This is a genomic window from Streptomyces coeruleorubidus (assembly GCF_008705135.1).
GTDB lineage: Bacteria > Actinomycetota > Actinomycetes > Streptomycetales > Streptomycetaceae > Streptomyces > Streptomyces coeruleofuscus.
The window spans coordinates 6585681-6607036 of the sequence record NZ_CP023694.1; the positions used below are offsets into that span (position 1 = coordinate 6585681).

The following is a 21356-nucleotide window of genomic DNA, read 5'->3' on the forward strand; positions in this document are numbered from 1 at the left end:
ACACCCGGGGTCCGTTCCGCCGTTCCGGTCACTCCGGCCGGATCCTCCGTTCAGGTGACCGCCTCCCCGTGGTAGGGCATGGGCATGACTCCCCAGCGTCGCGTCTTCTTCCGCCGTACGGCCAAGGCCGCCGCCCTGCCCCACCCCGGCCGCCGCGCCCTGCTGCTCGCGGCCGCGGCCCTGGCGGCGACCGGCGGCGCGACGCCCACGCCCCGCGACGCCGACGCTCGGGACGCCGATACCGACCCGTACGACACCCTCCGCCGCCGCTGGCTCGGCATCGCCCTGGGCACCGGCTACGACCCGGCGGCGCAGCCGTACGCCTCCCGCCTCGCGGAGACCGGCGAACTCGCCCGCGGCCTGCACTCCACCATGGCCCCGGCGGCGGACTCCCTCTGGCCCGGCCACCCCTTCGACCCGCCGGCCGGCATCACCATGAGCTACAGACGCCTGTGGACCATGACCCAGGCCTACGTCCAGCAGGGCACCGGCTCGACCGCCGACCCGGACCTCCTCGCCGGCATCCTGCGCGGCCTCGACCACCTCTCCGCCACCGTCTACAACCCCGCCACCACCCGCTACGGCAACTGGTGGGAATGGCAGATCGGCAGCCCGCGCCTGCTCATGGACATCGCGACCGCCCTCTACGAACACCTGGGCGACGACCGGATCCGGGCCGCCTGCGCCGCCGTCGACCACTTCGTCCCCGCCTCGGCCCTCGGCGACTACTCCGGCACGTCCACCGGCGCCAACCGCGTCGACCTGTGCCGCTCCGTCGCCCTGCGCGGCATCCTCGGCCGCGCCCCGGACAAGATCGCCCTCGCCCGCGACGCGCTCTCCCCGGTCTTCCCGTACGTCACCCGGGGCGACGGCCTCTACGCCGACGGCTCCTTCGTCCAGCACACCTGGGTCGCCTACTCGGGCACGTACGGCCAGGTCGTGCTCGACGGCCTCGGCCGCCTCTTCGCGCTGCTCGCCGGATCCGACTGGGAGGTCACCGACCCGAACCGGCAGATCGTCCTCGACAGCGTCGAGCACGCCTACGCACCGCTCATCCACGACGGTCTGGTCATGGACAGCGTCAACGGCCGGGCCATCAGCCGCGGTCTGCTCACCGCCGACGACCGCCAGGTCATGCGCGGCGACCACTTCCACGGCCGGCAGCTCATCGCGGCCATCGCGCTCCTCGCGGCCGGCGCGAGCCAGGCGGAACGCGACCGCTGGCACGCCCGCATCAAGGGCTGGATCGAACGGGACACGGTCAGCCCGATCCTGACGGCACGCCAGTTCGGCGTCGCCGACCTGGCCCGGCTGCACGCCATCGCCGCCTCGCCCCTCCCGGCCGCACCCGAGCCGACCGGCCACCGCCTCTTCGCCGCCATGGACCGCGCCGTCCACCGCCGCCCCGGCTTCACCGTGAACATCGCCATGGCCAGCGACCGCATCGCCCACTACGAGTGCGGCAACGGCGAGAACCCACGCGGCTGGCACACCGGCGCCGGCATGGTGAGCTGGTGGGCAGGCGCGAGCGACCAGTACACGGACTGGTTCTGGCCGACCGTCGACTGGTACCGCCTGCCCGGCACCACCGTCTCCACCAAGCGCCTCGCCGACCGGGAAGGCGGCGAGTGGGGCACGGCCCGCCCGGACGCGCGCTGGGTCGGCGGCACCACCGACGGCGAGTACGCGGCAATCGGCCAGCACCTCAAGGGCCTCGGCTCCACCCTCCAGGCCCGCAAGTCCTGGTTCTGCGTCGCGGACGCGGTGATCTGCCTGGGCGCCGGGATCAGCTGCTCCGACGGCGTCCCGGTCGAGACGATCGTCGACAACCGCAACCTCGGCGCGTCCGGCACCCAACGCTTCGTCAAGGGCCCGAACTGGGCCCACCTGGAGGACCACGGCGGCTGGGTACTGCTCGGCCGGGAGCCCAAGGCGCTGCGCGAGGACCGCACCGGAGCCTGGTCCGACATCAACACCGGCAGCACACCCGAGCGGCGCACCCGCCGCTGGCAGACCCTCTGGCTCGACCACGGCACCGACCCCGAGGACGCCACCTACGCCTACGTCCTCATGCCCGGCGCGTCCCGCCGCGCGGTCGCGCGCCGCGCCGTCGACCGCCACTGGATGTCGGTCCTCGCCAACGACGCCGGCCGGCAGGCGGTCGACGTGCCCTCCCTCGGCCTCACGGCCGCGAACTTCTGGCAGGCCGGCACGGCGGGCCCCCTCACCGCCTCCGCCGGCGCCAGCGTGCTGACCGTCCGCCGGGGCCGTACCGCCACCCTCTGCCTGAGCGAACCACCCCGCACGGGTGAACCACTGGAGATCACCTGGAACCGCCCCGTCCGCCGGGTCCGCCACGCCGACGACACGGTCGAAGTACTCTCCACGGGGCCCCGGCTGCGCCTGCGCGTCACCCCCGGGAAGGCATGCGCCACCCACGTCTGTGAGATGACTCTCGGCTGACGGCTTTGTCCGACCCCTACAAGCCACACGCCCCCTGAGCAGTCAGAAGGGCTGCACCCCGCCATGGTTCTGTTCAGGGGTACCAGGAAAACACGCCGGAGACTGTGAGGAGTCGACGGCCCGTAATCCTTGGTCGGCTTCGTAAGGTCACTACATGACCGTTTTGGATGAGGCGCCGGGTGAGCCGACCGACGCGCGCGGACGCGTGGCCGAACTGCACGAGATCCGTGCGCAGGCGGTGGCCGGACCGAGCGAGAAGGCGACCGAGGCGCAGCACGCCAAGGGCAAGCTGACCGCGCGGGAGCGCATCGAACTTCTCCTCGACCCCGATTCCTTCCGCGAGGTCGAGCAACTGCGCCGGCACCGGGCCACGGGCTTCGGCCTGGAGGCCAAGAAGCCGTACACCGACGGCGTGATCACCGGGTGGGGCACGGTGGAGGGCCGGACGGTCTTCGTCTACGCCCATGACTTCCGCATCTTCGGCGGCGCGCTGGGCGAGGCCCACGCCACGAAGATCCACAAGATCATGGACATGGCCATCGCGGCCGGTGCCCCGCTGGTGTCGCTGAACGACGGCGCGGGCGCCCGCATCCAGGAGGGCGTCTCGGCGCTCGCCGGCTACGGCGGCATCTTCCAGCGCAACACCAGGGCGAGCGGGGTCATCCCGCAGATCTCGGTGATGCTCGGCCCGTGCGCGGGCGGCGCGGCCTACAGCCCGGCCCTCACCGACTTCGTCTTCATGGTCCGCGACACCTCGCAGATGTTCATCACCGGCCCGGACGTCGTCAAGGCGGTCACCGGCGAGGAGATCACACAGAACGGCCTGGGCGGCGCGGACGTGCACGCCGAGACGTCCGGCGTCTGCCACTTCGCCTACGACGACGAAGAGACCTGCATCGCCGAGGTCCGCTACCTCCTGTCCCTCCTGCCGCAGAACAACCGCGAGAACCCGCCGCGCGCGGAGTCCGAGGACGCGGTGGACCGCCGCTCGGACGTCCTCCTGGACCTGGTCCCGGCGGACGGCAACCGGCCGTACGACATGACCAAGGTCATCGAGGAGATCGTCGACGACGGCGACTACCTCGAGGTACACGAGCGCTGGGCGCGGAACATCATCTGCGCGCTGGGCCGGATGGACGGCCAGGTCGTCGGCATCGTCGCCAACCAGCCCCAGGTGCTCGCCGGTGTCCTGGACATCGAGGCCTCCGAGAAGGCGGCCCGCTTCGTCCAGATGTGCGACGCCTTCAACATCCCGATCGTCACTCTTCTGGACGTCCCCGGCTTCCTCCCGGGCGTCGACCAGGAGCACGGTGGCATCATCCGCCACGGCGCGAAGCTCCTGTACGCCTACTGCAACGCGACCGTGCCGAGGATCTCGCTGATCCTGCGCAAGGCCTACGGAGGTGCGTACATCGTCATGGACAGCCAGTCCATCGGTGCCGACCTCACCTACGCCTGGCCGACCAACGAGATCGCCGTCATGGGTGCGGAGGGTGCGGCCAACGTCATCTTCCGCCGCCAGATCGCCGAGGCCGAGGACCCGGAGGCCATGCGGACCCGCATGGTCAAGGAGTACAAGTCCGAGCTGATGCACCCCTACTACGCGGCCGAGCGCGGCCTGGTCGACGACGTCATCGACCCCGCGGAAACCCGCGAGGTGCTGATCAAGTCCCTCGCGATGCTCCACACCAAGCACGCCGATCTGCCCTCCCGCAAACACGGCAACCCTCCGCAGTAACACGGCGGACATCTCTCTCACGGAGACTGACACCCATGGACACCCCTGACATCCGCGTCGAGAAGGGCCACGCCGAGCCCGAGGAAGTCGCCGCCATCACGGCGATCCTCCTGGCCCGCGCCGCCGCCCGCCCCACGGACCCGACCCCGACGCACCGCGGCCGCGTGAAGGCCGGCTGGCGCCGCCTGGAACGCGAGCCGGGCTTCCGCGCCCCGCACAGCTGGCGCTGACCCTTTTCACGTCCTCGTGGCCCCGTTCTCCTTGGGAGGGCGGGGCCATGGCGTGTAGTCAGCCCTGTCAGGGTCCGAGGTTCAGATGTGTGAGCCGGGGCAGGGCAGACAGGACATGCATACCTTGCGGTATGCAGAGGTCATCGCCGAACAGGCTCAGCCAGCTGATCCGGGCATACCTGAGAGGTAGGTCTCCAGCCGGTCGAACACGGCGTCGGCTGTCTGCCCGAGCTGCCGCTCCACACTCCGTTGCAACCGCAGCCCGGGCACCCGTACCCGCACCAGCTCCGCCAGCGGCAGATGCCGCTCCTGCTGCCGCCGCCTCCGCGCTCATCGCGCCCCCTGCCGAGAAACACCTGCGGCCCCCACTCCTCCCACAGGAGGAACGGGGGCCGCAAGGCGAACGTGCCGATTACCGCAGGCGTGCCATCAGCGCGTGCTCGACCAGCGTGATCAGCGCCGACTTCGCGTCCGCGCGGTGGCGGGCGTCGGTCGTGATGATCGGGGTGTCGGGGCCGATCTGGAGGGCTTCCCGGACCTCGTCGGGCGTGTACGGCTGCTGGCCGTCGAAGCCGTTCAGTGCGATGACGAACGGCAGGCCGCTGTTCTCGAAGTAGTCGACCGCGGGGAAGCAGTCGGCGAGACGGCGGGTGTCCACCAGCACGATCGCGCCGATGGCGCCGCGCACCAGGTCGTCCCACATGAACCAGAACCGGTCCTGACCGGGCGTACCGAAGAGGTACAGGATCAGGTCCTGGTCCAGGGTGATACGGCCGAAGTCCATGGCGACCGTCGTGGTCGTCTTGTCCCCGGTGTGGGTGAGGTCGTCGATGCCGGCCGAAGCTGACGTCATGACGGCCTCGGTACGCAGCGGGTTGATCTCCGAGACGGCCCCGACGAACGTGGTCTTGCCCACGCCGAAGCCACCCGCCACCACGATCTTCGCCGAGGTGGTGGAGCGGGAAGGACCGCCGCTAGAGCTTGCGAAGTCCACTGAGCACCCTTTCGAGCAGTGTCACGTCTGGCTGGCCGCCGGCGTTCTCGTCGCCGCCGGGCTGATGGATGGCGACCAGTCCCGCCTCCGCCAAGTCGGCGACGAGGATCCTGGCCACGCCGAGAGGGATCGTGAGGAGCGCCGAGATCTCGGCGACCGACTTGATTTCCCGGCAGAGGTTGCAGATCCGCTGATGCTCGGGCAACTGGCCCTGCATCTGGTGCGGCTGCGCAGTGGTGTGCACCAGCGCCTCGATGGCGAGCTGGTACCGCGGGCGGGTCCGGCCACCGGTCATGGCGTACGGACGCACCAACGGGTTGTGATTGTTCGACGCCCCACCGGGCGACGGCTCCGGGGTGCGGCGCTGCGGCTGCACGGGCTGGATGCGCGGGGCCGGCGGCTGGTCGTACGGCGACGGGCCGGGGCCCTGTGGCGCGTAGGGCTGCCGGTGGCTCGGTGCGGAGGGGAAGTTGTAACGGTTCGGGTTCTGCCCACCGTCGCCCTGACCCTGGGCAGGGCCGTACGACCAGTTGCCCGAAGACGAACCGCCTGGGGGTGTTGCCACTTTCTCCTCCTCCGACTGTGCCTGGCACCCATCGCTGTGGAGCCGCGTCCCGAAACCTTACGGCCACGGGACGCCAAAACGCACCGTCCGTCTGTTAGTTGAGCAGGCTCCCCTGGAGCTCCGCACGAAGGTCCGGTGTCAGGACCGTACCGGCTCGGTCCACGAGCAGCGCCATCTCGTATCCGATGAGGCCGATGTCCGCCTCCGGATGTGCGAGAACCGCGAGCGACGAGCCGTCGGAGATGGACATGATGAACAGGAATCCCCGCTCCATCTCCACAACCGTCTGATTGACGCTTCCACCCTCGAAGATCCGGGATGCGCCTGCCGTCAGAGACGTCAGACCGGAGGCGACGGCCGCGAGCTGGTCGGCGCGGTCGCGGGGGAAGCCTTCGGACATCGCCAGAAGGAGTCCGTCGGCGGAGACCACCACCGTGTGGGACACCCCCGGGGTGTTGTCCACGAAGTTGGTGATCAACCAGTTCAGGTTCTGTGCCGCCTGGCTCATCGGGCTCACACTAACGCTCCTGGTTGTAGGTGCTGTCAGGACCGAAGCCCTGGCCGTTCGTTTCACTGCCTGCGCTGCGTCCACGCTGTACGCCGCGGCGCAGGTTGCTCAGCCTGCCCCGGACGTCCTCCGGGGCGCGGGAGACCTGTGGGCCCCCCTGGGGAGTGCTCTCGGCGGAACCCTCGATCAGGTTGGCCTTGGGCACCCGCCTCGGCAGGCCGGAGGAGGTGACCCCGCCCGCCTTGGGCTTCCGGAGCTGCGAGGCCTGCTGCCACCGCTCGTCGTTCGCCGAACGCCAGTCGCGGTCGCCGTTGCTCTCCGGGGTGGAGGCCGGAGGCTCCTGGCTCGCGTGCCGGGCGCCGCCCGTGCCGTTCGCACCGCTCGCGGCGGACCCGCGGCGGGGAAGCCCGGCGTCGGTCAGCGAGGGTGCGGCGGCTTGGGCCTGTCCCGGACGGTCGAAGCCTACGCGGTCCTGCTCACTCGCGTCAGCGGCCTGCGCAGATTCCGTTTCCTGGGCCTCAGAAGGGTACTGGCTCGGGTAGCCGTTCTGGTAACCGTCCTGCTGGGGCCAGTCGTCCTGGTAGCGCCGCTGCTCGAAGGCGGCGAAGCTGCCGGGCGCGCCCGCACCCTGCGCCGGGGGCTCCTCCTGGGCCGGCTCCGCATAGGAGGGGTCCGGGTAGCCGCCGTTCGGCGAGAAGGTGTCGTTCTGCGGCAGACCGCCGTTCGGCGCGTAGTACTGCTCGTCGTACGCGCCCCGCTGCGGCTCCTCGTAGGCCGTCTGCCGCTGCTGCTCGTACGACGCCTGCTGCTCCTGGTACGACGCCTGCTGCTCCTCGTACGGCGCCTGACGGTCGTACGCGGACGGCTGCTGCTCCGGGTAGCCGGTCTGACCCGTGTCGTAGGCCTGGCCGGCGTCGTAGCCCTGCTGGCCGTTGTACTCGTCGGGGTATCCAGGGGCCTCGGTGGGCTCCTGGTTGCTCTGGCGGCCGGGCAGCTCGGGGTGCTGGGTCGACTGGGCCTCCAGGGCCGCCCGGCGCTCCTCGCGCATCAGGGAGCGGCCGACGGGGTCCAGCTCGCGTATGTCGTCGGGGACGTCGGAGTAACGGCTGTCGTCGAAGCCGAGCTCCGCCGCCGTGCGCATGGGCTGCTGGTTGAAGTTCTCGCCGCCGAAGTTCTGCTCCGGGATGATCTGCGAGACGGTGAACTCGTCGCGGTCCACGTGCTGCTCGCCGCCACCACCATGGGTGATCGCGTCGGGCAGCATGACGAGCGAGGTCGTGCCGGCCTGCTCGCCCGAGGGGCGCAGCTGGACGCGGATGCCGTGCCGGTCGGACAGCCGGCCGACCACGAACAGGCCCATGCGCTGCGAGATCGCGGCGTCCACGGTCGGCGGGTTGGCCAGCTTGTGGTTGATGTCCGCGAAGTCCTCGGCGGTCAGGCCGATGCCCTTGTCGTGGATCTCGATCATGACCCGGCCGTCGGGGAGACGGGTCGCGGTCACGCGGACCTTGGTCTGCGGGGAGGAGAACGTCGTGGCGTTCTCCAGCAGCTCGGCGAGCAGGTGCACGAGGTCGGTCACGGCCCGGCCGTGGATCTCGGCCTCGGGGACGCCGGACAGCTCGATGCGCTCGTACTGCTCCACCTCGGAGGAGGCGGCGCGCAGCACGTCGACCAGCGGGACCGGCTGGTCCCAGCGGCGGCCGGGCTCCTCGCCGGCGAGGACGAGGAGGTTCTCGCCGTTGCGGCGCATACGGGTCGCGAGGTGGTCCAGGCGGAAGAGGTTCTCCAGCTGGTCCGGGTCGGCCTCGTTGTTCTCCAGGTCGGTGATCAGGGTCAGCTGGCCCTCGATCAGCGACTGGTTGCGGCGCGACAGGTTGGTGAAGATCGCGTTGATGTTGCCCCGCAGCAGGGCCTGCTCGGCGGCGAGCCGGACGGCCTCGCGGTGGACCTGGTCGAAGGCGCGGGCGACCTCGCCGATCTCGTCCGTGGTGGTGATCGGGATGGCCTGGACACGGGTGTCGACGCGGCCCGGGTCGGTGCGCGAGAGCTGGTCGACCAGCATCGGCAGGCGCTGCTCGGCGATGCCGAAGGCGGCGTTGCGCAGCTGGCGCATCGAGCGGCTCATCTGGCGGGCCACCGCGCCGGCCAGGATGAAGGCCAGGAGCAGGGCGACCACGACGGCGGCACCGGTGATGTAGGCGTCGCGCTGGGCGTCGTCGGCGATGTCGGACGCTTCGCTCACGGCCTTGTCGGCCAGGTCCGTCTCGATCTTCTCGTACGCGTTGAACTTGAGCGTGTTGACCGCCCACCAGTTGTCGGCGGTGATGCCCTGCTCGGCGAGAGCGGCGCGGGCGCTCGGGTCCGTGGTCTGGAGCGTCGCGATGGCCGCGACCATCGTCTCCGGCTTGGAGGGCGGGGGGACGTAGTCCGGGTCCTTGGCCTTGGCTTCCCGGGCCATCGCGGCCCCGTCGGTCTTGAGCTTGGCCTCTGCCGCCCTGAGCTTGGCCGCGTCCTGCTCGGTACCGCCGCCGATGTACTCCTGCACGGCGATGCGCTCGAGGTAGGCGTACGAGGACAGGGCGATGCGCTGGCTGGCCAGGTTGCCGTCGTCCGGGCCCGGCTTGGTCAGGATGTGCATGCCGATGGAGCGCTGGAGCGACGATGCCGCCTTGGTGAGCTCGATGGCGTACACGGTCCGGCCGTAGCTGGTGATGTTGCCGGTGCCGAGGCCCAGCTCGTTGGCGAACTCCGTCAGCGGGTGGGCGATCTCGACGTAGCCCTCTTCGGTCTGTACGCCCTTGAGCTTGGAGGTGTACGCGACCTGGCGCAGGGTCTGCAGCTTGGGCTCCGCCTTGCGGAACAGGTCCAGACGGCGCTCCAGGCCGGGCTTGGCCGGCATGTTCTGGGCCGCGGCGTCGAAGGCGTCGGCCGCCTCGTCGGTGGTCTTGCGGACCTGGGTGACGGTCGCCTTGTCCTGGGAGGTCTGGGCGCTGCCCTTCAGCAGGGGTGCCGCGGAGGTGTCGCGCTCGTTGTAGAGGGCGTTGGCGTACAGCAGGGAGGCCCGCACCAGACGCGCGGTGTTCTCCGCGTCCTCGGCCTCCTGCCAGGTGTCGATCGAGCTCTTCACCTGGAAGCCGCCCATGACGAGGCCGACCAGCACGGGTATGAGCAGGATGGCGTTGAGCCTGGTCGCCACTCGCCAGTTGCGCGGGGAGAGACGGCCGCCGCTCTCGGCGGGCGCGGCCGATGGTTCCGAACCCGGCACGGGGGCGGGCGCCGCTGTGCGCGGCGGCGGGGTGAAGTTGCCCCGGGCCGACGGCTCGGGACTGTTCTTGCTTCGCCTCACTCGACCAACAACCTCTCGGCGGTCGGCACCAACGTTGTGCCGCAGTTTCTCAGAGCCCGGTGATGCCATCGACTGACGTGTACGTCATTGACTATTGGGCAGTTCAGGCATTCCAGCACGACGACCTGCGCTCTTCCAAACAGTCCGAGGTGGGGATTCCGAGGGATGTAAGCCCCAGATAAAACGGTCATAAAGAACGAGCCCCGCCAAAAGGCGGGGCGATTGTGCGCGCAGCGAGACCGGATGTGCGCGACGCGTGGCCGTACCACCAGATTCCTCTGCCGAAACGTTATGAACACCTTGGCCGACCGTGTCAAAGGACACAGTCGGCTCCGGTGCATCTACGACAACTGCCGTATTGCGCTTCTGAATTGGGTGCTACCTCAGTCGTGCCATCAGAGCGTGCTCGACCAGCGTGATCAGGGCACTCTTCGCGTCGGCCCGGTGCCGGGCGTCCGTCGTGATGATGGGGGCGTCCGGACCGATCTGGAGAGCTTCCCGCACCTCATCGGGGGTGTAGGGCTGCTGGCCGTCGAAGCCGTTGAGGGCGATGACGAAGGGCAGGCCGCTGTTCTCGAAGTAGTCGACCGCGGGGAAGCAGTCGGCGAGACGGCGGGTGTCCACCAGCACCACGGCGCCGATCGCGCCGCGCACCAGATCGTCCCACATGAACCAGAAGCGGTCCTGGCCCGGCGTACCGAAGAGGTACAGGATCAGGTCCTGGTCCAGGGTGATACGGCCGAAGTCCATGGCCACCGTGGTGGTGGTCTTGTCCCCGGTGTGCGTGAGGTCGTCGATGCCCGCGCTGGCGGAGGTCATCACGGCCTCCGTGCGCAGCGGGTTGATCTCCGAGACGGCGCCGACGAACGTGGTCTTGCCCACGCCGAAGCCGCCCGCCACCACGATCTTCGCGGAGGTGGTCGAACGACCCGCGTCAGAGCTTGCGAAGTCCACTGAGCACCCTTTCGAGCAGTGTCACGTCCGGTGCGCCGGTGGCATCGTCGCCGCCCGGCTGGTGGATCGCGACGAGACCGGCCTCCGCGAGGTCCGCGACCAGGATCCGCGCCACACCCAGCGGCATGTTGAGCAGGGCCGAGACCTCGGCGACCGACTTCACCTCACGGCACAGGTGGCAGATGCGCTGGTGCTCCGGGAGCAACCCCATGAGCGCCGCGGGATCGGCGGTCGTGCTGATCAGTGCCTCGATGGCCAGTTGGTAACGCGGCCGCGTCCGGCCGCCCGTCATGGCGTATGGCCGGACCAGCGGCTGGTCGCCCTCGTCCTCGTACGGCTCCGCGTACGGATCATGAGAGGCGGGGGGCGGGGTCATGGGTCCTCCGGGCGGGACAGCAAGTCGGTCAGTCGAGCCGTCTGACGAGGCCTGTGTGGGGTGTGTGGCGGCCGGACGGTGATGTGGTGAGACGGGTGGTGCCGGGGCCGATCAATGGAGCAGACTGCCTTGGAGCTCAGCTCGCAGGTCGGGGGTGAGGACCGCGCCCGCGCGGTCGACCAGGAGCGCCATCTCGTAGCCGACGAGGCCGATGTCGCAGTCGGGGTGGGCGAGGACCGCCAGCGACGAGCCGTCCGAGATGGACATGAGGAACATGAATCCCCGCTCCATCTCCACGACCGTCTGCGCGACATCGCCCCCCTCGAAGATCCGGGAGGCACCCGCCGTCAGGGACGTCAGGCCGGAGGCGACAGCCGCGAGCTGGTCCGCGCGGTCGCGCGGGAAGCCCTCCGACAGCGCCAGGAGGAGACCGTCGGCGGACACGACGACGGTGTGGGACACCCCGGGGGTGTTGTCCACGAAGTTGGTGATCAACCAGTTCAGGTTCTGTGCCGCCTGGCTCATCGGACTCAACTAACGCTCCTGCTGGTGAGAGGGCCGAGGGAAGCTGCCGGTCTGGGTGGACCCGGCTTGACGACCCTGTGCAATACCGCGGCGGAGATTGGTCAGCCGACCGCGGACGTCATCGGGGGCACGAGAGATCTGCGGACCGCTCTGCTGTGGTTGCTGCTGAGCCGTGCCCGGAACGAGGTTCGCCCGGGGCACCCGGCGCGGCAGGCCGGAGGTGGTGACACCGCCGGCGGCGGGCTGGCGGACGCGCTCGGCCTGGCGGACGAGGTCGTCGTTCGGCGAGCTGCGCCAGCCGGCGGGGGCGGACCGCTGCGGACCGCCGGCTCCCTGCGGCTGCTGCGGGGCGGGAGCCGAGCCGTTGCTCTGCTGCTGCTCCTGCTGGCCGTGGAACCAGTTGGTCTCGAGCGTGTCGTACAGCGGCGTACGCCCGTCGCCCGGACCGGACGCCGGCGGCAGGGCCTCGGGCTCCTGCCGTGCGGGCCGTGCCTGCGGGGCGGGCGGACGCGGGGCACCGAAGTCGGCTCCGCCCCGGGCGCCGTTGACCTGCGGCCGCTCGAACTGGCCCGTGCCCGCCGGGTCGGCCGGGGTGGCCGGACCGGGGAGGGTGGGCCGGCCGGAGCCGTTGTCCTGGCGCGGTGCGGGGTACTGACCGGTCGAGCCGTTGTCGTAGGACTGCGGAGACGGGTACTGGCCCGTGGAGCCGTTGTCCTGGCGCGGCGCGGGGTACTGACCGGTCGAGCCGTTGTCCTGCCGGGGCGCCGGGTACTGGCCCGTGGAGCCGTTGTCGTAGGACTGCGGAGCCGGGTACTGGCCCGTCGTGGACGACGGGTCGCGGTGGCCGGCCGGGGCGCCGTAGACGTCCGGGCGGACGAACTGGCCCGAACCCTGTGAACCGTCCGTGCCGGGAAGGCCGAAACGGTCCGCGTGCTGGGGGCCGCCCGTGCCGTAGTCGGCCGGAGAGCCGGGGCCCTGCCGGTCGTCGTCGCGCGGCACGGCGGGGATCTCCGCCGTCGAACCCGGGCCCTGGCGGTCGTCGATCCGCGGCATCTGAGAGGTACGGGAGACATCCGGCTCCTCGTGCCCGCGCGGGGTGTCCAGCGAGGCACGCGGCACCGGCGGCTGGGCGTTCTCGTCGCTCCAGCTCGGCACGCGGGGCTGCGGGTCACCGCCGGGCAGCTCGGCCCGCGGACCGCCGCGCGGCGGCAGCTGCGGCCGACGGCCCTGACCCTGCTCGGCGTTGCCCGGGCGCTGCCGGCCCCTGCCCTGGCCCTGGTCCTGCGGTCCGTTCGTACCCGCGGCCTGCAGACCCTGCGGAGCACCCGGCGCCTGACCGTACCCGGCACCGGCAGGTGCCGGACGGCCCTGCGGCGGCGCGGGCGGAGCGCTCTGCTCGAACAACGACGGGGACTTGTCGGGACCCTGCGGTCCGCGCCCACCGCCCGGACGGCCACCGTCCGCGTCCCGCCCGGGCAGCGCGGCCCGCGGACCCTGGCCGGCGGCGAGCCGGCCACCGCCCGACGACGCACCGCCACCGAAGCCGCCACCGGAAGCACCGGCTCCGAGGGCGCCACCGCCCTGGCCGCCGGCACCGGCGGCACGCCGGGCCGCGGCCGCACCGGCCGCGGCCTGCGCGGCGGCCGGACCGCTACCGCCGACCGGCGGCTGACCGCCCTGCTTGGGCTGGGGCTTCCTGCCGCCCTGGGCGACGTCGACGGGGAGCATGACCAGCGCGGTCGTACCACCGGAGTCGGACGGGCGCAGCTGGATGCGGATGCCGTGCCGCTGCGACAGCCGGCCGACCACGAACAGACCCATGCGGCGGGAGACGGAGACGTCCACCGTCGGGGGAGAGGCGAGCCGCTCGTTGATCGCCGCCAGGTCCTCCGGCGACAGACCGATACCGGTGTCGTGGATCTCGATCAGGACGCGGCCGTCGGGCAGGGCGTGACCGGTGACCTTGACCTTGGTCTGCGGCGAGGAGAACGAAGTCGCGTTCTCCAGCAGCTCGGCGAGCAGGTGCACGAGGTCGTTGACCACGCGGCCGGCGACCTCGGTGGTCGGCACCGAGGCCAGCTCGATGCGCTCGTACTGCTCCACCTCGGAGGCGGCGGCACGCAGCACGTCGACCAGCGGGACCGGGCGGGTCCACCGGCGGCCGGGCTCCTCACCCGCGAGAACCAGCAGGTTCTCACCGTTACGGCGCATACGCGTGGCGAGGTGGTCGAGCTTGAACAGCGAGGACAGCTGGTCCGGGTCGGCCTCGCGGGACTCCAGTTCGGAGATCAGCGAAAGCTGGCGCTGGATCAGACCCTGGGAGCGGCGCGAGAGGTTGGTGAACATCGCGTTGACGTTGCCCCGCAGCAGGGCCTGCTCGGCGGCGAGGCGGACCGCCTCGCGGTGCACGTCGTCGAAGGCCGCGGCCACCCGGCCGATCTCGTCCCGGGAGTGCACACCGACCGACTCCACGGACGTGTCGACGTCCTGCGGGTCGGACTCGGAGAGCTGCTTGACCAGCTCGGGCAGCCGGTCGGAGGCGACCTTGGTCGCGGTCTCCTCCAGGCGGCGCAGCGAGCGGATCATGGAGCGGGCCACGACGAAGGCGCCGACCAGCGAGACACCGAGCACGATGAGGATCAGGGCACCGGAGATGATCGCGTCGCGCTCGGTGGCGCTGCGCAGCTCGCGGGCCTTCTGTTCCATCTCCTCGAGCAGGGTGTGCTCGATGTTCTTCATCTGCTGGATCTTGGTGGAGCTGTCGTCCAGCCAGTCGCGGTAGGACCGCTTGTCCTGCTGGGCGAGACCGCTCGCGGAGACCAGGGCCCGGCCCGCGTAGGTGTCGGTCGCCTTGATCGTGGAGTTGCCGCCGTCCTCGATGGGCTTGAGCAGCTCGGCGGCGGCGTCCTCGCCGTAAATGCTCTTGAAGCTGCGGATCTCGGAATTCTGGCTCTCCAGGGCCGACTCGGCGTAGAGCCGGTCGTTCGGCGAGAGCTTGCCGGTGGTGGTGTTGCTCGCGGGCAGTGCCGCCGCCAGGGCCGCACGCTGGATCGAGGAGTACTCCTTGGCGGAGGAGAACGCCGCGAGCGCACGCGTGCGCTGGATCATGTCCGGGTTGCTGGTCGCCTCGGCCATGTCTTGGGAGAGGTCGATCAGGTTCTCGATCAGACGGTGGTACGCCTCGATCGTCTGCGTGGAGTTGTCCTCGGAGGCGTAGGCACCCTTGCGGATCTGCTCCAGGTCGCCCAGCTCGCCGGCGAGCTGGATGAGGTACTCGCGGACGCCCTTGAGGTTGCCGTCCTTGCTGGCGCTGTCGATCTGCTCCGAACTGTCGAGGAAGTTCTTCCTCGCCCGGTCGGTCTTCTCGCGCAGGCCCTTGACCGTGAAGTCAGTCGACTTGCCACCGTGCGCCAGCGGGCCGGCCGACTGGTCGCGCTCCTCCTGGAGGGCGGCGGACAGCTCGGTGGCCTGCTTGGTCATGTCCGTCAGCAGCTTCATGTTGTCGAGCTGCTGAATGCTGTCCATGGAGTCGTTGATGCGCAGCGCGCCGAGCGAGGTGGCCGCGACCACCGGGAGGGCGAGCAGCGAGACCAGACGGGTGGAGATGCGCCAGTTGCGCAGAGCTATTCGCGGGCCGGGGCCGGCCGGGCCCGTCGGCGGCTTCAGGGCCGGGGCCGGGCTCGCGGGCCCCGTGGGGGCCGACGCGCCGGGGCGCCCGGGGCGTTCCCCGCCGTCACCCGCCGGGCCCTGGTTCTGGGCGTGCTGGGCCGAGGGACCTCGGTTGGTCCCGCCGTGCGGCTCCGGCTCCGCCGAAGCGCTGCCATCCCTCTTGAAACGTCCCTGCACTAGCGTCGCAACCTCTGGACCAGGCGCCCCATCGCGTGAACGGTGGGGCACGGTGTCGGCGTTCTGGGGACGCCCTGAGTACGCCCCCGTGGTGGTCGTGAGTGACCGGCGCTGGCTCCCCCTTCTCACCGCCACTCGGCGCGTCTGTGCGCCCCCTGTGCGCCGGCTCGATCCTGCGGCGGTCCGTGGCATTCCAGCACAGCACAGGATCTCCAACAAGGCTCGTATGCCAGGCCGTGACATAGGTGACACCACGTGAGTGCCGAATCACCGGACGTAGAGAGTGAGTTCGCCCATTTCGGGCGTATGCCCGCGAGTCGCCGAGGCCTCATGGGTGTCCCAGTCGCCATGATCAGCAGCGGAATGAGGGCTTCAGGGGGTCAATGTCCGTTTCGTTGAGGTCGGACGCGAGCCCGGATTGACCGATTTGCCCCCTGATTCGTGAGAAAACTCACATGCTGATCATGAAGTCCTCGCGATTACGCCGGGAATCCCATGTTTAGCCTGACGCTTTACAGAGATGGCAAAACCGACAACCCGCGCCCGTGCGAGGGTCCTCGCGCTCTCCCGGCGCCTGTCACAGAACAGGATCAAGTAAACAGTGAAGACGACGACGATGTTCCACAAGATCGCCAACCCGCGACGCACGACGCTGGCGCACCTGGACGACGCCGACGAACTGCAGACGCCGGAACTGCCGGAGCACCGCGTCGAACTCCCCACCCAGACTGCCAACCCCAAGCGCACCATCCTCACCGAGGTCCCCGTCGCGGCCGCCGCTGCCGCGGAGTGACACCAGGGAGTACGCACACCGGCCGCCGGATGCTCACGGCGGCGGGACACAAGCATCGAAGGGGCGTCCCGGCGACGGAGCGCCCCTTCGTGATGCGCGCGGCGCGGACCCTTCCCCGCGTTAGCCTGGAGCGTCAGACTCCAGCCGCTTCAGTCAAGGGGCCAAGCATCCCGTGCGCATCGCCAGATTCTCCATCGACGGGAACGTCGCCTTCGGCGCCATCGAGGGCGAGAAGCAGGACGAACTCGTCCTGGACATCATCAAGGGCATCCCGTTCGCGGACTTCGAGCTCTCCGGCACGAAGGTGCCGGTCGGCAAGGTGAGGCTGCTGCCGCCGGTGCTGCCCAACAAGGTCGTGGCCTTCGGCCGCAACTACGCCGAGCACGCGAAGGAACTGGGCAACGAGGTCCCGCAGGCACCCTTCGCCTTCTTCAAGCCGTCCACCTCGGTGATCGGTCCCGGCGACGAGATCCAGTACCCCTCCTTCTCCGAGGAGGTGCACCACGAGGCCGAGCTGGCCGTGGTCATCGGCCGGATGTGCCGCGAGGTCCCGCGCGAGCGCGTCAAGGACGTGATCTTCGGCTACACCTGCGCCAACGACATCACCGCCCGCGACGTCCAGAAGCGCGAGAAGCAGTGGGCACGGGCCAAGGGCTTCGACACCTCCTGCCCGCTCGGCCCCTGGGTGGAGACGGACCTGGACCCGGGCGACCTGACCATCCAGCTCACGGTCAACGGCCAGCAGCGCCAGCTCGGCCGCACCAGCGAGATGGTCCACTCCATCGAGGACCTGATCGTCAACATCTCCGAGGCCATGACGCTGCTCCCCGGCGACGTGATCCTCACGGGCACCCCGGCTGGGGTCGGCCCCCTGAACGTCGGCGACGAGGTCGCCGTCACCATCGAAGGCATCGGCACTCTCACCAACAAGGTTGTCAAGCGTGGCTAGCGCACCCGGCACTCCCGTACGCGTCCGTTTCTGCCCGTCGCCCACCGGTAACCCCCACGTGGGCCTGGTGCGCACCGCCCTGTTCAACTGGGCGTTCGCCAAGCACCACCAGGGCACGCTGGTCTTCCGCATCGAGGACACCGACGCGGCCCGCGACTCCGAGGAGTCGTACACCCAGCTCCTCGACTCGATGCGCTGGCTGGGCTTCGACTGGGACGAGGGCCCCGAGGTCGGCGGCCCGCACGCGCCGTACCGCCAGTCGCAGCGCATGGACCTGTACAAGGACGTCGCGGCCAAGCTCCTGGACGCCGGCCACGCCTACCGCTGCTACTGCTCCCAGGAGGAGCTGGACACCCGCCGCGAGGCGGCCCGCGCCGCCGGCAAGCCCTCCGGCTACGACGGCCACTGCCGTGAGCTGACCGACGCCCAGGTCGCCGAGTTCAAGGCCCAGGGCCGGGAGCCGATCGTCCGCTTCCGCATGCCCGACGAGACGATCACCTTCACGGACCTGGTCCGCGGCGAGCTGACCTTCACCCCGGAGAACGTCCCGGACTACGGCATCGTCCGCGCCAACGGCGCCCCGCTCTACACGCTGGTCAACCCGGTCGACGACGCCCTGATGGAGATCACCCACGTCCTGCGCGGCGAGGACCTGCTCTCCTCCACCCCGCGCCAGATCGCCCTGTACAAGGCGCTGATCGAGCTGGGCGTCGCCCAGCAGATCCCGTCCTTCGGGCACCTGCCGTACGTGATGGGCGAGGGCAACAAGAAGCTCTCCAAGCGCGACCCGCAGTCGTCCCTGAACCTCTACCGCGAGCGGGGCTTCCTCCCCGAGGGCCTGCTCAACTACCTCTCGCTGCTCGGCTGGTCCCTCTCGGCCGACCAGGACGTGTTCACGATCGACGAGATGATCGCGGCCTTCGACATCGCGGACGTCAACCCCAACCCGGCCCGCTTCGACCTGAAGAAGTGCGAGGCCATCAACGGCGACCACATCCGCATGCTCGACGTGAAGGACTTCACGGAGCGCTGCCGCCCATGGCTCCAGGCGCCGTTCGCCCCCTGGGCCCCGGAGGCCTTCGACGAGGCCAAGTGGCAGGCCGTCGCCCCGCACGCCCAGACCCGCCTCAAGGTGCTCTCCGAGATCACCGACAACGTCGACTTCCTGTTCCTGCCGGAGCCGGTGGAGGACGAGGCCAGCTGGACGAAGGCCATGAAGGAAGGCTCTGACGCCCTGCTGCGCACCGCCCGGGAGAAGCTGGAGGCGGCCGACTGGACCTCCGCCGAGTCGCTCAAGGAGGCCGTCCTGGCCGCCGGCGAGGCCCACGGCCTCAAGCTCGGCAAGGCCCAGGCCCCGGTCCGTGTCGCCGTCACCGGCCGTACGGTCGGCCTGCCGCTGTTCGAGTCGCTGGAGGTCCTGGGCAAGGAGAAGACCCTGGCCCGGATCGACGCGGCGCTGGCGCGGCTGACGGCCTGACTCGTACATGGGCAAGGGGCGGCAGCCGTGTAGCGGCTGCCGCCCCTTATCGCGCGGCTACGGTACCGGCGACGTTGAACACCGTGCTCAGTGGTCGGGGTGCTTGCGGGGTGCTGGGCCGATGGTCAGAAGCGGTTTGTAGTGGCCTTTCGGGTAACTCTCACCGATGAGTTGATCTTCGGCTTCGACCCAGGCATGGGCGGCGAAGGGCTGAGTGCGCACCCCTGTGCACCAGGTCGGCCACACACCGCGGAACCGGCAGAGCAGGGCGGTGGCGATGGAGCGTTGCAGGCAGTGCTGCCCGGCGCAGCGCAGGCTGACCGACACCACCGCTTCGCGTGCGGCGAGTGCCTGGCCGACGGTGGCAGGCTTGGCGCCGCGGCGGGCAAGCTCGAGGACCCGGCGCAGCCGTGCCGGCCGGATGTCGGCCAGAGGGCGGGCAAGAGCGACGGCCAGCAGCGGTAGCGCACGTCGGTGCGGGGGAAGCCGTCGCTGTTCGGTCAGGGTGACAGGCACGCTCACGAGGCCACCACCAGGCCCGCCGAACTCAACCGGGCGAGGATGGCTTGCACATCCTGTTCTGCCTGCTCGGGCGGAATCTCGTGACGACGGGCGAGTTCGGCGGCGATGTCGTCGGGCGCGCAGCCGTCGAGCAGCCGCCGCAGCACGCTCGTGCCGGTGGTGTTGAGTTGCCAGTAGCGGCCGGTGTGCAGCTGCAACAGGACGGTGCCGTCGTCGGTTTCGGTGGTGACTACGTCAGGGTGCAGGTGCAGGGGCATCGTGTTCCCTAGGCTGTCGGGCGGGGCGCGCGGCAGTGCGCAGCCAGAGTTCGCAGCCGAGCAGGGCTTCCAACGCGAAGACCATGCTCAGGTCGCGTTGGGGAGCCAAGAGGCGGTTGCGCAGTGTGTCGGCGTCGATGAGCCCGCGCTGGGCCAGTGCGGAGTCGGCGAAGAGGTTCAGGATCGAGGGGAGGTTGTCGGCGAGTCCCTGGCGCAGGTCCAGACCGAACTCGCCCTTGGTGGCCCGGCCCAGGATCGCCGGCGGTACGATGCCGCGCATCGCCTCGGCCAGCAGTGGTTTGTAGCGCCGTGGATCAGCGTGCTCATGGGGCCGAACCCGCAGAACTGCTTCGAGTACGCGCTGGTCGTAGTAGGGCAGGTCCAGGTTGACGCCGACGTCGGCGTAGATCCGCGCCATCAACCGGTAGTGGGCTGCAGTGGTACGCACCGCAAGCAGGGTCTGATGCTGTCCGAGGTCATCACTGAGCGGTTGGGCCTGATGGGCGGTGAGCCTCAACGCCTGGCGGATCAGGTCGACGCCCGCAGGGGTCATCCAGGATTGTGCCTGTACGGCGTGCAGGCCCCAGCCCATGGCCGGTGCCCGCTGCGGCCGGACCGTGTGAAGGTTGTCCGCTTGGTCATGCCACCACCCGGCCACGGTTCCCGGGCGCAGCAACCCCGTCAGCGCCGGACGCAGTGACCAGCGCTTGAGCGCCCGGTTCTGACGCAGCCGTCGGAGCGCGAGCACGGGGTGGTGCCGCAACAGCGGGGCCAGGTAGCCCGGGGAGGGCTGGAACAGTTCATCGCCGCCGTGGCCTGCCAGATGCCGACGAGAGCCCCGTTGGGCCAGCAGTTGCGCGTTGTGGCGCAAGCGGGCCGCCGCGCGCATGGTGAGCATGGGCTGTTCGGCGTCGACCGGGATGCTCTCGGTGTCGAAGATCGACGGAAGCTCGCGCTGTGCGACCACGAGGTGTTCGGCACGGTCCAGTGCCTGTATGGCCTGGCCCGCGAAATCTGCGTCATCGTTGGCCGCATCGGCCTCGGCCCAGCGCAACGTCAACAAGGCCGGTGTGTGGCGGGCAGCCAGAAAACACAGCGACGTCGAATCCATACCGCCGGACAGATCAGCACTGACACGCCCCTGGGCCGGGGCACGATCCTGTACCGCTCCAGTGAGCGCCTCTCGCACCCCGGCTGCGCCGTCGCGCAACGACAGATGCGGCGCAGGAGGGTTCCACCACACTTTCTCGTCGGCCTGATCCCGGGTCCACACCAGGCACCGCTCGGGCGCCAGTGACGAGATTCCCGCCCAGAGACACCGCTCGCTCAGAGGAGGCGCCAGAGCAAGGCCGCTGGCCAGCCGCACGGCCAGGGATTGCTCGTCGACCACGGCGCCGACCATCTCGGCAAGCACATGGGCCCGGTCGGACGCCACGTGTACGCCGTCGATACGCGTGTAGAAGATCCGGCTCAGCCCGCTGATGCTGCCCTGCGCACGTACCTGCCCATCCACCGACGCCATCAGATGGGCGGAGCCCGGGAGCGCTGAGGCCAGTTTGTCCACGTCCGCGACGGTCGTGACCGCCGCCGTCAGTTCGGTGAGCCGCTCCTGGCTGATCGGGCAGTCGCCGATCACCGCTACGCGTACCGGGCCCGCCGTGGCCACCGTGATCCGGTCGTCCGACCAGGAACCCACCAGCCATGGTCGACCCGATACGTGTGAAACCACCTGCGGTGATGCGAACGACATCCGCGTCCGCATCACCGCAGCGGCGGTCGTGTCCGGCAGGATCACAAACGCCGGCATCGTCGA

At 70.1% G+C, this 21356-nt stretch carries 17 protein-coding genes and 1 pseudogene; 6 read left to right on the forward strand and 12 right to left on the reverse strand.

Annotated elements, in window-relative coordinates:
• Positions 1-84 precede the first annotated feature (84 nt).
• The 3 genes from CP976_RS30565 (at position 85) to CP976_RS30575 (ending at position 4431) form a co-directional block, all read left to right on the forward strand.
• The gene (locus CP976_RS30565; protein WP_150483219.1) at positions 85-2463 is read left to right on the forward strand and encodes a polysaccharide lyase 8 family protein; all 2379 of its coding nucleotides are present in this window, start codon (positions 85-87) and stop codon (positions 2461-2463) included.
• A gap of 154 nt (positions 2464-2617) precedes the next feature.
• Complete coding sequence (locus tag CP976_RS30570; protein WP_150483220.1) at positions 2618-4201, forward strand: acyl-CoA carboxylase subunit beta; 1584 nt, start codon at positions 2618-2620, stop codon at positions 4199-4201.
• 35 nt (positions 4202-4236) lie between these two features.
• On the forward strand, positions 4237-4431 hold the full coding sequence (locus CP976_RS30575) for an acyl-CoA carboxylase subunit epsilon (protein WP_020271460.1): 195 nt from the start codon (positions 4237-4239) through the stop codon (positions 4429-4431).
• A gap of 156 nt (positions 4432-4587) precedes the next feature.
• Here CP976_RS30575 and CP976_RS44710 read toward each other — a convergent pair.
• The 9 genes and pseudogenes from CP976_RS44710 to CP976_RS30615 form a co-directional block, all read right to left on the reverse strand.
• Positions 4588-4743: pseudogene (locus CP976_RS44710) on the reverse strand (NACHT N-terminal Helical domain 1-containing protein); the annotation flags it as partial.
• Positions 4744-4843: 100 nt separating this feature from the next.
• A complete protein-coding gene (locus CP976_RS30580; RefSeq protein WP_014675207.1) occupies positions 4844-5425 on the reverse strand; it encodes a GTP-binding protein in 582 nt (193 codons plus the stop codon).
• Positions 5406-5990: a DUF742 domain-containing protein gene (locus CP976_RS30585; protein WP_086840352.1), complete on the reverse strand. Its 585-nt coding sequence runs from the start codon at positions 5988-5990 to the stop codon at positions 5406-5408. The genes CP976_RS30580 and CP976_RS30585 overlap by 20 nt, the downstream gene beginning before the upstream one ends.
• A 94-nt stretch (positions 5991-6084) precedes the next feature.
• Positions 6085-6498 carry a roadblock/LC7 domain-containing protein gene (locus tag CP976_RS30590; RefSeq protein ID WP_004983065.1) on the reverse strand — a complete coding sequence of 138 codons (414 nt, stop codon included), beginning with the start codon at positions 6496-6498 and terminating at the stop codon, positions 6085-6087.
• 10 nt (positions 6499-6508) lie between these two features.
• Complete coding sequence (locus CP976_RS30595) at positions 6509-9844, reverse strand: sensor histidine kinase (protein ID WP_167537452.1); 3336 nt, start codon at positions 9842-9844, stop codon at positions 6509-6511.
• Positions 9845-10222: 378 nt separating this feature from the next.
• Positions 10223-10798 (reverse strand): GTP-binding protein, encoded by a 576-nt coding sequence (locus CP976_RS30600; protein ID WP_003993187.1) that lies wholly within the window; start codon positions 10796-10798, stop codon positions 10223-10225.
• Positions 10779-11174 (reverse strand): DUF742 domain-containing protein, encoded by a 396-nt coding sequence (locus tag CP976_RS30605; protein ID WP_053668780.1) that lies wholly within the window; start codon positions 11172-11174, stop codon positions 10779-10781. Before CP976_RS30605 ends, CP976_RS30600 begins: the two co-directional genes overlap by 20 nt.
• Positions 11175-11285: 111 nt before the next feature.
• A complete protein-coding gene (locus CP976_RS30610) occupies positions 11286-11699 on the reverse strand; it encodes a roadblock/LC7 domain-containing protein (RefSeq protein WP_029181510.1) in 414 nt (137 codons plus the stop codon).
• Positions 11700-11708: 9 nt separating this feature from the next.
• Positions 11709-15545: a sensor histidine kinase gene (locus CP976_RS30615; RefSeq protein ID WP_150483222.1), complete on the reverse strand. Its 3837-nt coding sequence runs from the start codon at positions 15543-15545 to the stop codon at positions 11709-11711.
• A 601-nt stretch (positions 15546-16146) separates the two neighbouring features.
• Here CP976_RS30615 and CP976_RS30620 point away from each other — a divergent pair.
• From CP976_RS30620 to gltX, 3 genes are all read left to right on the forward strand, one after another.
• Positions 16147-16338: a hypothetical protein gene (locus CP976_RS30620; protein WP_167537232.1), complete on the forward strand. Its 192-nt coding sequence runs from the start codon at positions 16147-16149 to the stop codon at positions 16336-16338.
• Positions 16339-16510: 172 nt separating this feature from the next.
• Entirely contained in the window at positions 16511-17287 is a 777-nt protein-coding gene (locus tag CP976_RS30625) for a fumarylacetoacetate hydrolase family protein (RefSeq protein WP_150483223.1), read from the forward strand.
• Positions 17280-18764, forward strand: a complete 1485-nt coding sequence (gene gltX, locus CP976_RS30630; RefSeq protein ID WP_150483224.1) for a glutamate--tRNA ligase — start codon at positions 17280-17282, stop codon at positions 18762-18764. The genes CP976_RS30625 and gltX overlap by 8 nt, the downstream gene beginning before the upstream one ends.
• Positions 18765-18851: 87 nt before the next feature.
• Here gltX and CP976_RS30635 read toward each other — a convergent pair whose 3' ends face one another.
• Genes CP976_RS30635 through CP976_RS30645 form a run of 3 tightly spaced genes read right to left on the reverse strand, consistent with a single transcriptional unit; the run spans position 18852 to position 21350 of the window.
• Entirely contained in the window at positions 18852-19286 is a 435-nt protein-coding gene (locus tag CP976_RS30635; protein WP_150483225.1) for a lasso peptide biosynthesis B2 protein, read from the reverse strand.
• Positions 19283-19543, reverse strand: a complete 261-nt coding sequence (locus CP976_RS30640; protein WP_167537453.1) for a lasso peptide biosynthesis PqqD family chaperone — start codon at positions 19541-19543, stop codon at positions 19283-19285. The genes CP976_RS30635 and CP976_RS30640 overlap by 4 nt, the downstream gene beginning before the upstream one ends.
• Positions 19521-21350, reverse strand: coding sequence for an asparagine synthase-related protein (locus CP976_RS30645; protein ID WP_150483226.1), 1830 nt, complete (start codon positions 21348-21350; stop codon positions 19521-19523). Before CP976_RS30645 ends, CP976_RS30640 begins: the two co-directional genes overlap by 23 nt.
• Between the last annotated feature and the right edge of the window lie 6 nt (positions 21351-21356).

Coding starts and splice junctions, on each gene's coding strand:
- CP976_RS30610 (WP_029181510.1), bottom strand. CDS start 11,699: ATGAGCCAGGCGGCACAGAACCTGAACTGGTTGATCACCAACTTCGTG.
- CP976_RS30570 (WP_150483220.1), top strand. CDS start 2,618: ATGACCGTTTTGGATGAGGCGCCGGGTGAGCCGACCGACGCGCGCGGA.
- CP976_RS30590 (WP_004983065.1), bottom strand. CDS start 6,498: ATGAGCCAGGCGGCACAGAACCTGAACTGGTTGATCACCAACTTCGTG.
- CP976_RS30575 (WP_020271460.1), top strand. CDS start 4,237: ATGGACACCCCTGACATCCGCGTCGAGAAGGGCCACGCCGAGCCCGAG.
- CP976_RS30605 (WP_053668780.1), bottom strand. CDS start 11,174: ATGACCCCGCCCCCCGCCTCTCATGATCCGTACGCGGAGCCGTACGAG.
- CP976_RS30565 (WP_150483219.1), top strand. CDS start 85: ATGACTCCCCAGCGTCGCGTCTTCTTCCGCCGTACGGCCAAGGCCGCC.
- CP976_RS30645 (WP_150483226.1), bottom strand. CDS start 21,350: ATGCCGGCGTTTGTGATCCTGCCGGACACGACCGCCGCTGCGGTGATG.
- CP976_RS30640 (WP_167537453.1), bottom strand. CDS start 19,543: ATGCCCCTGCACCTGCACCCTGACGTAGTCACCACCGAAACCGACGAC.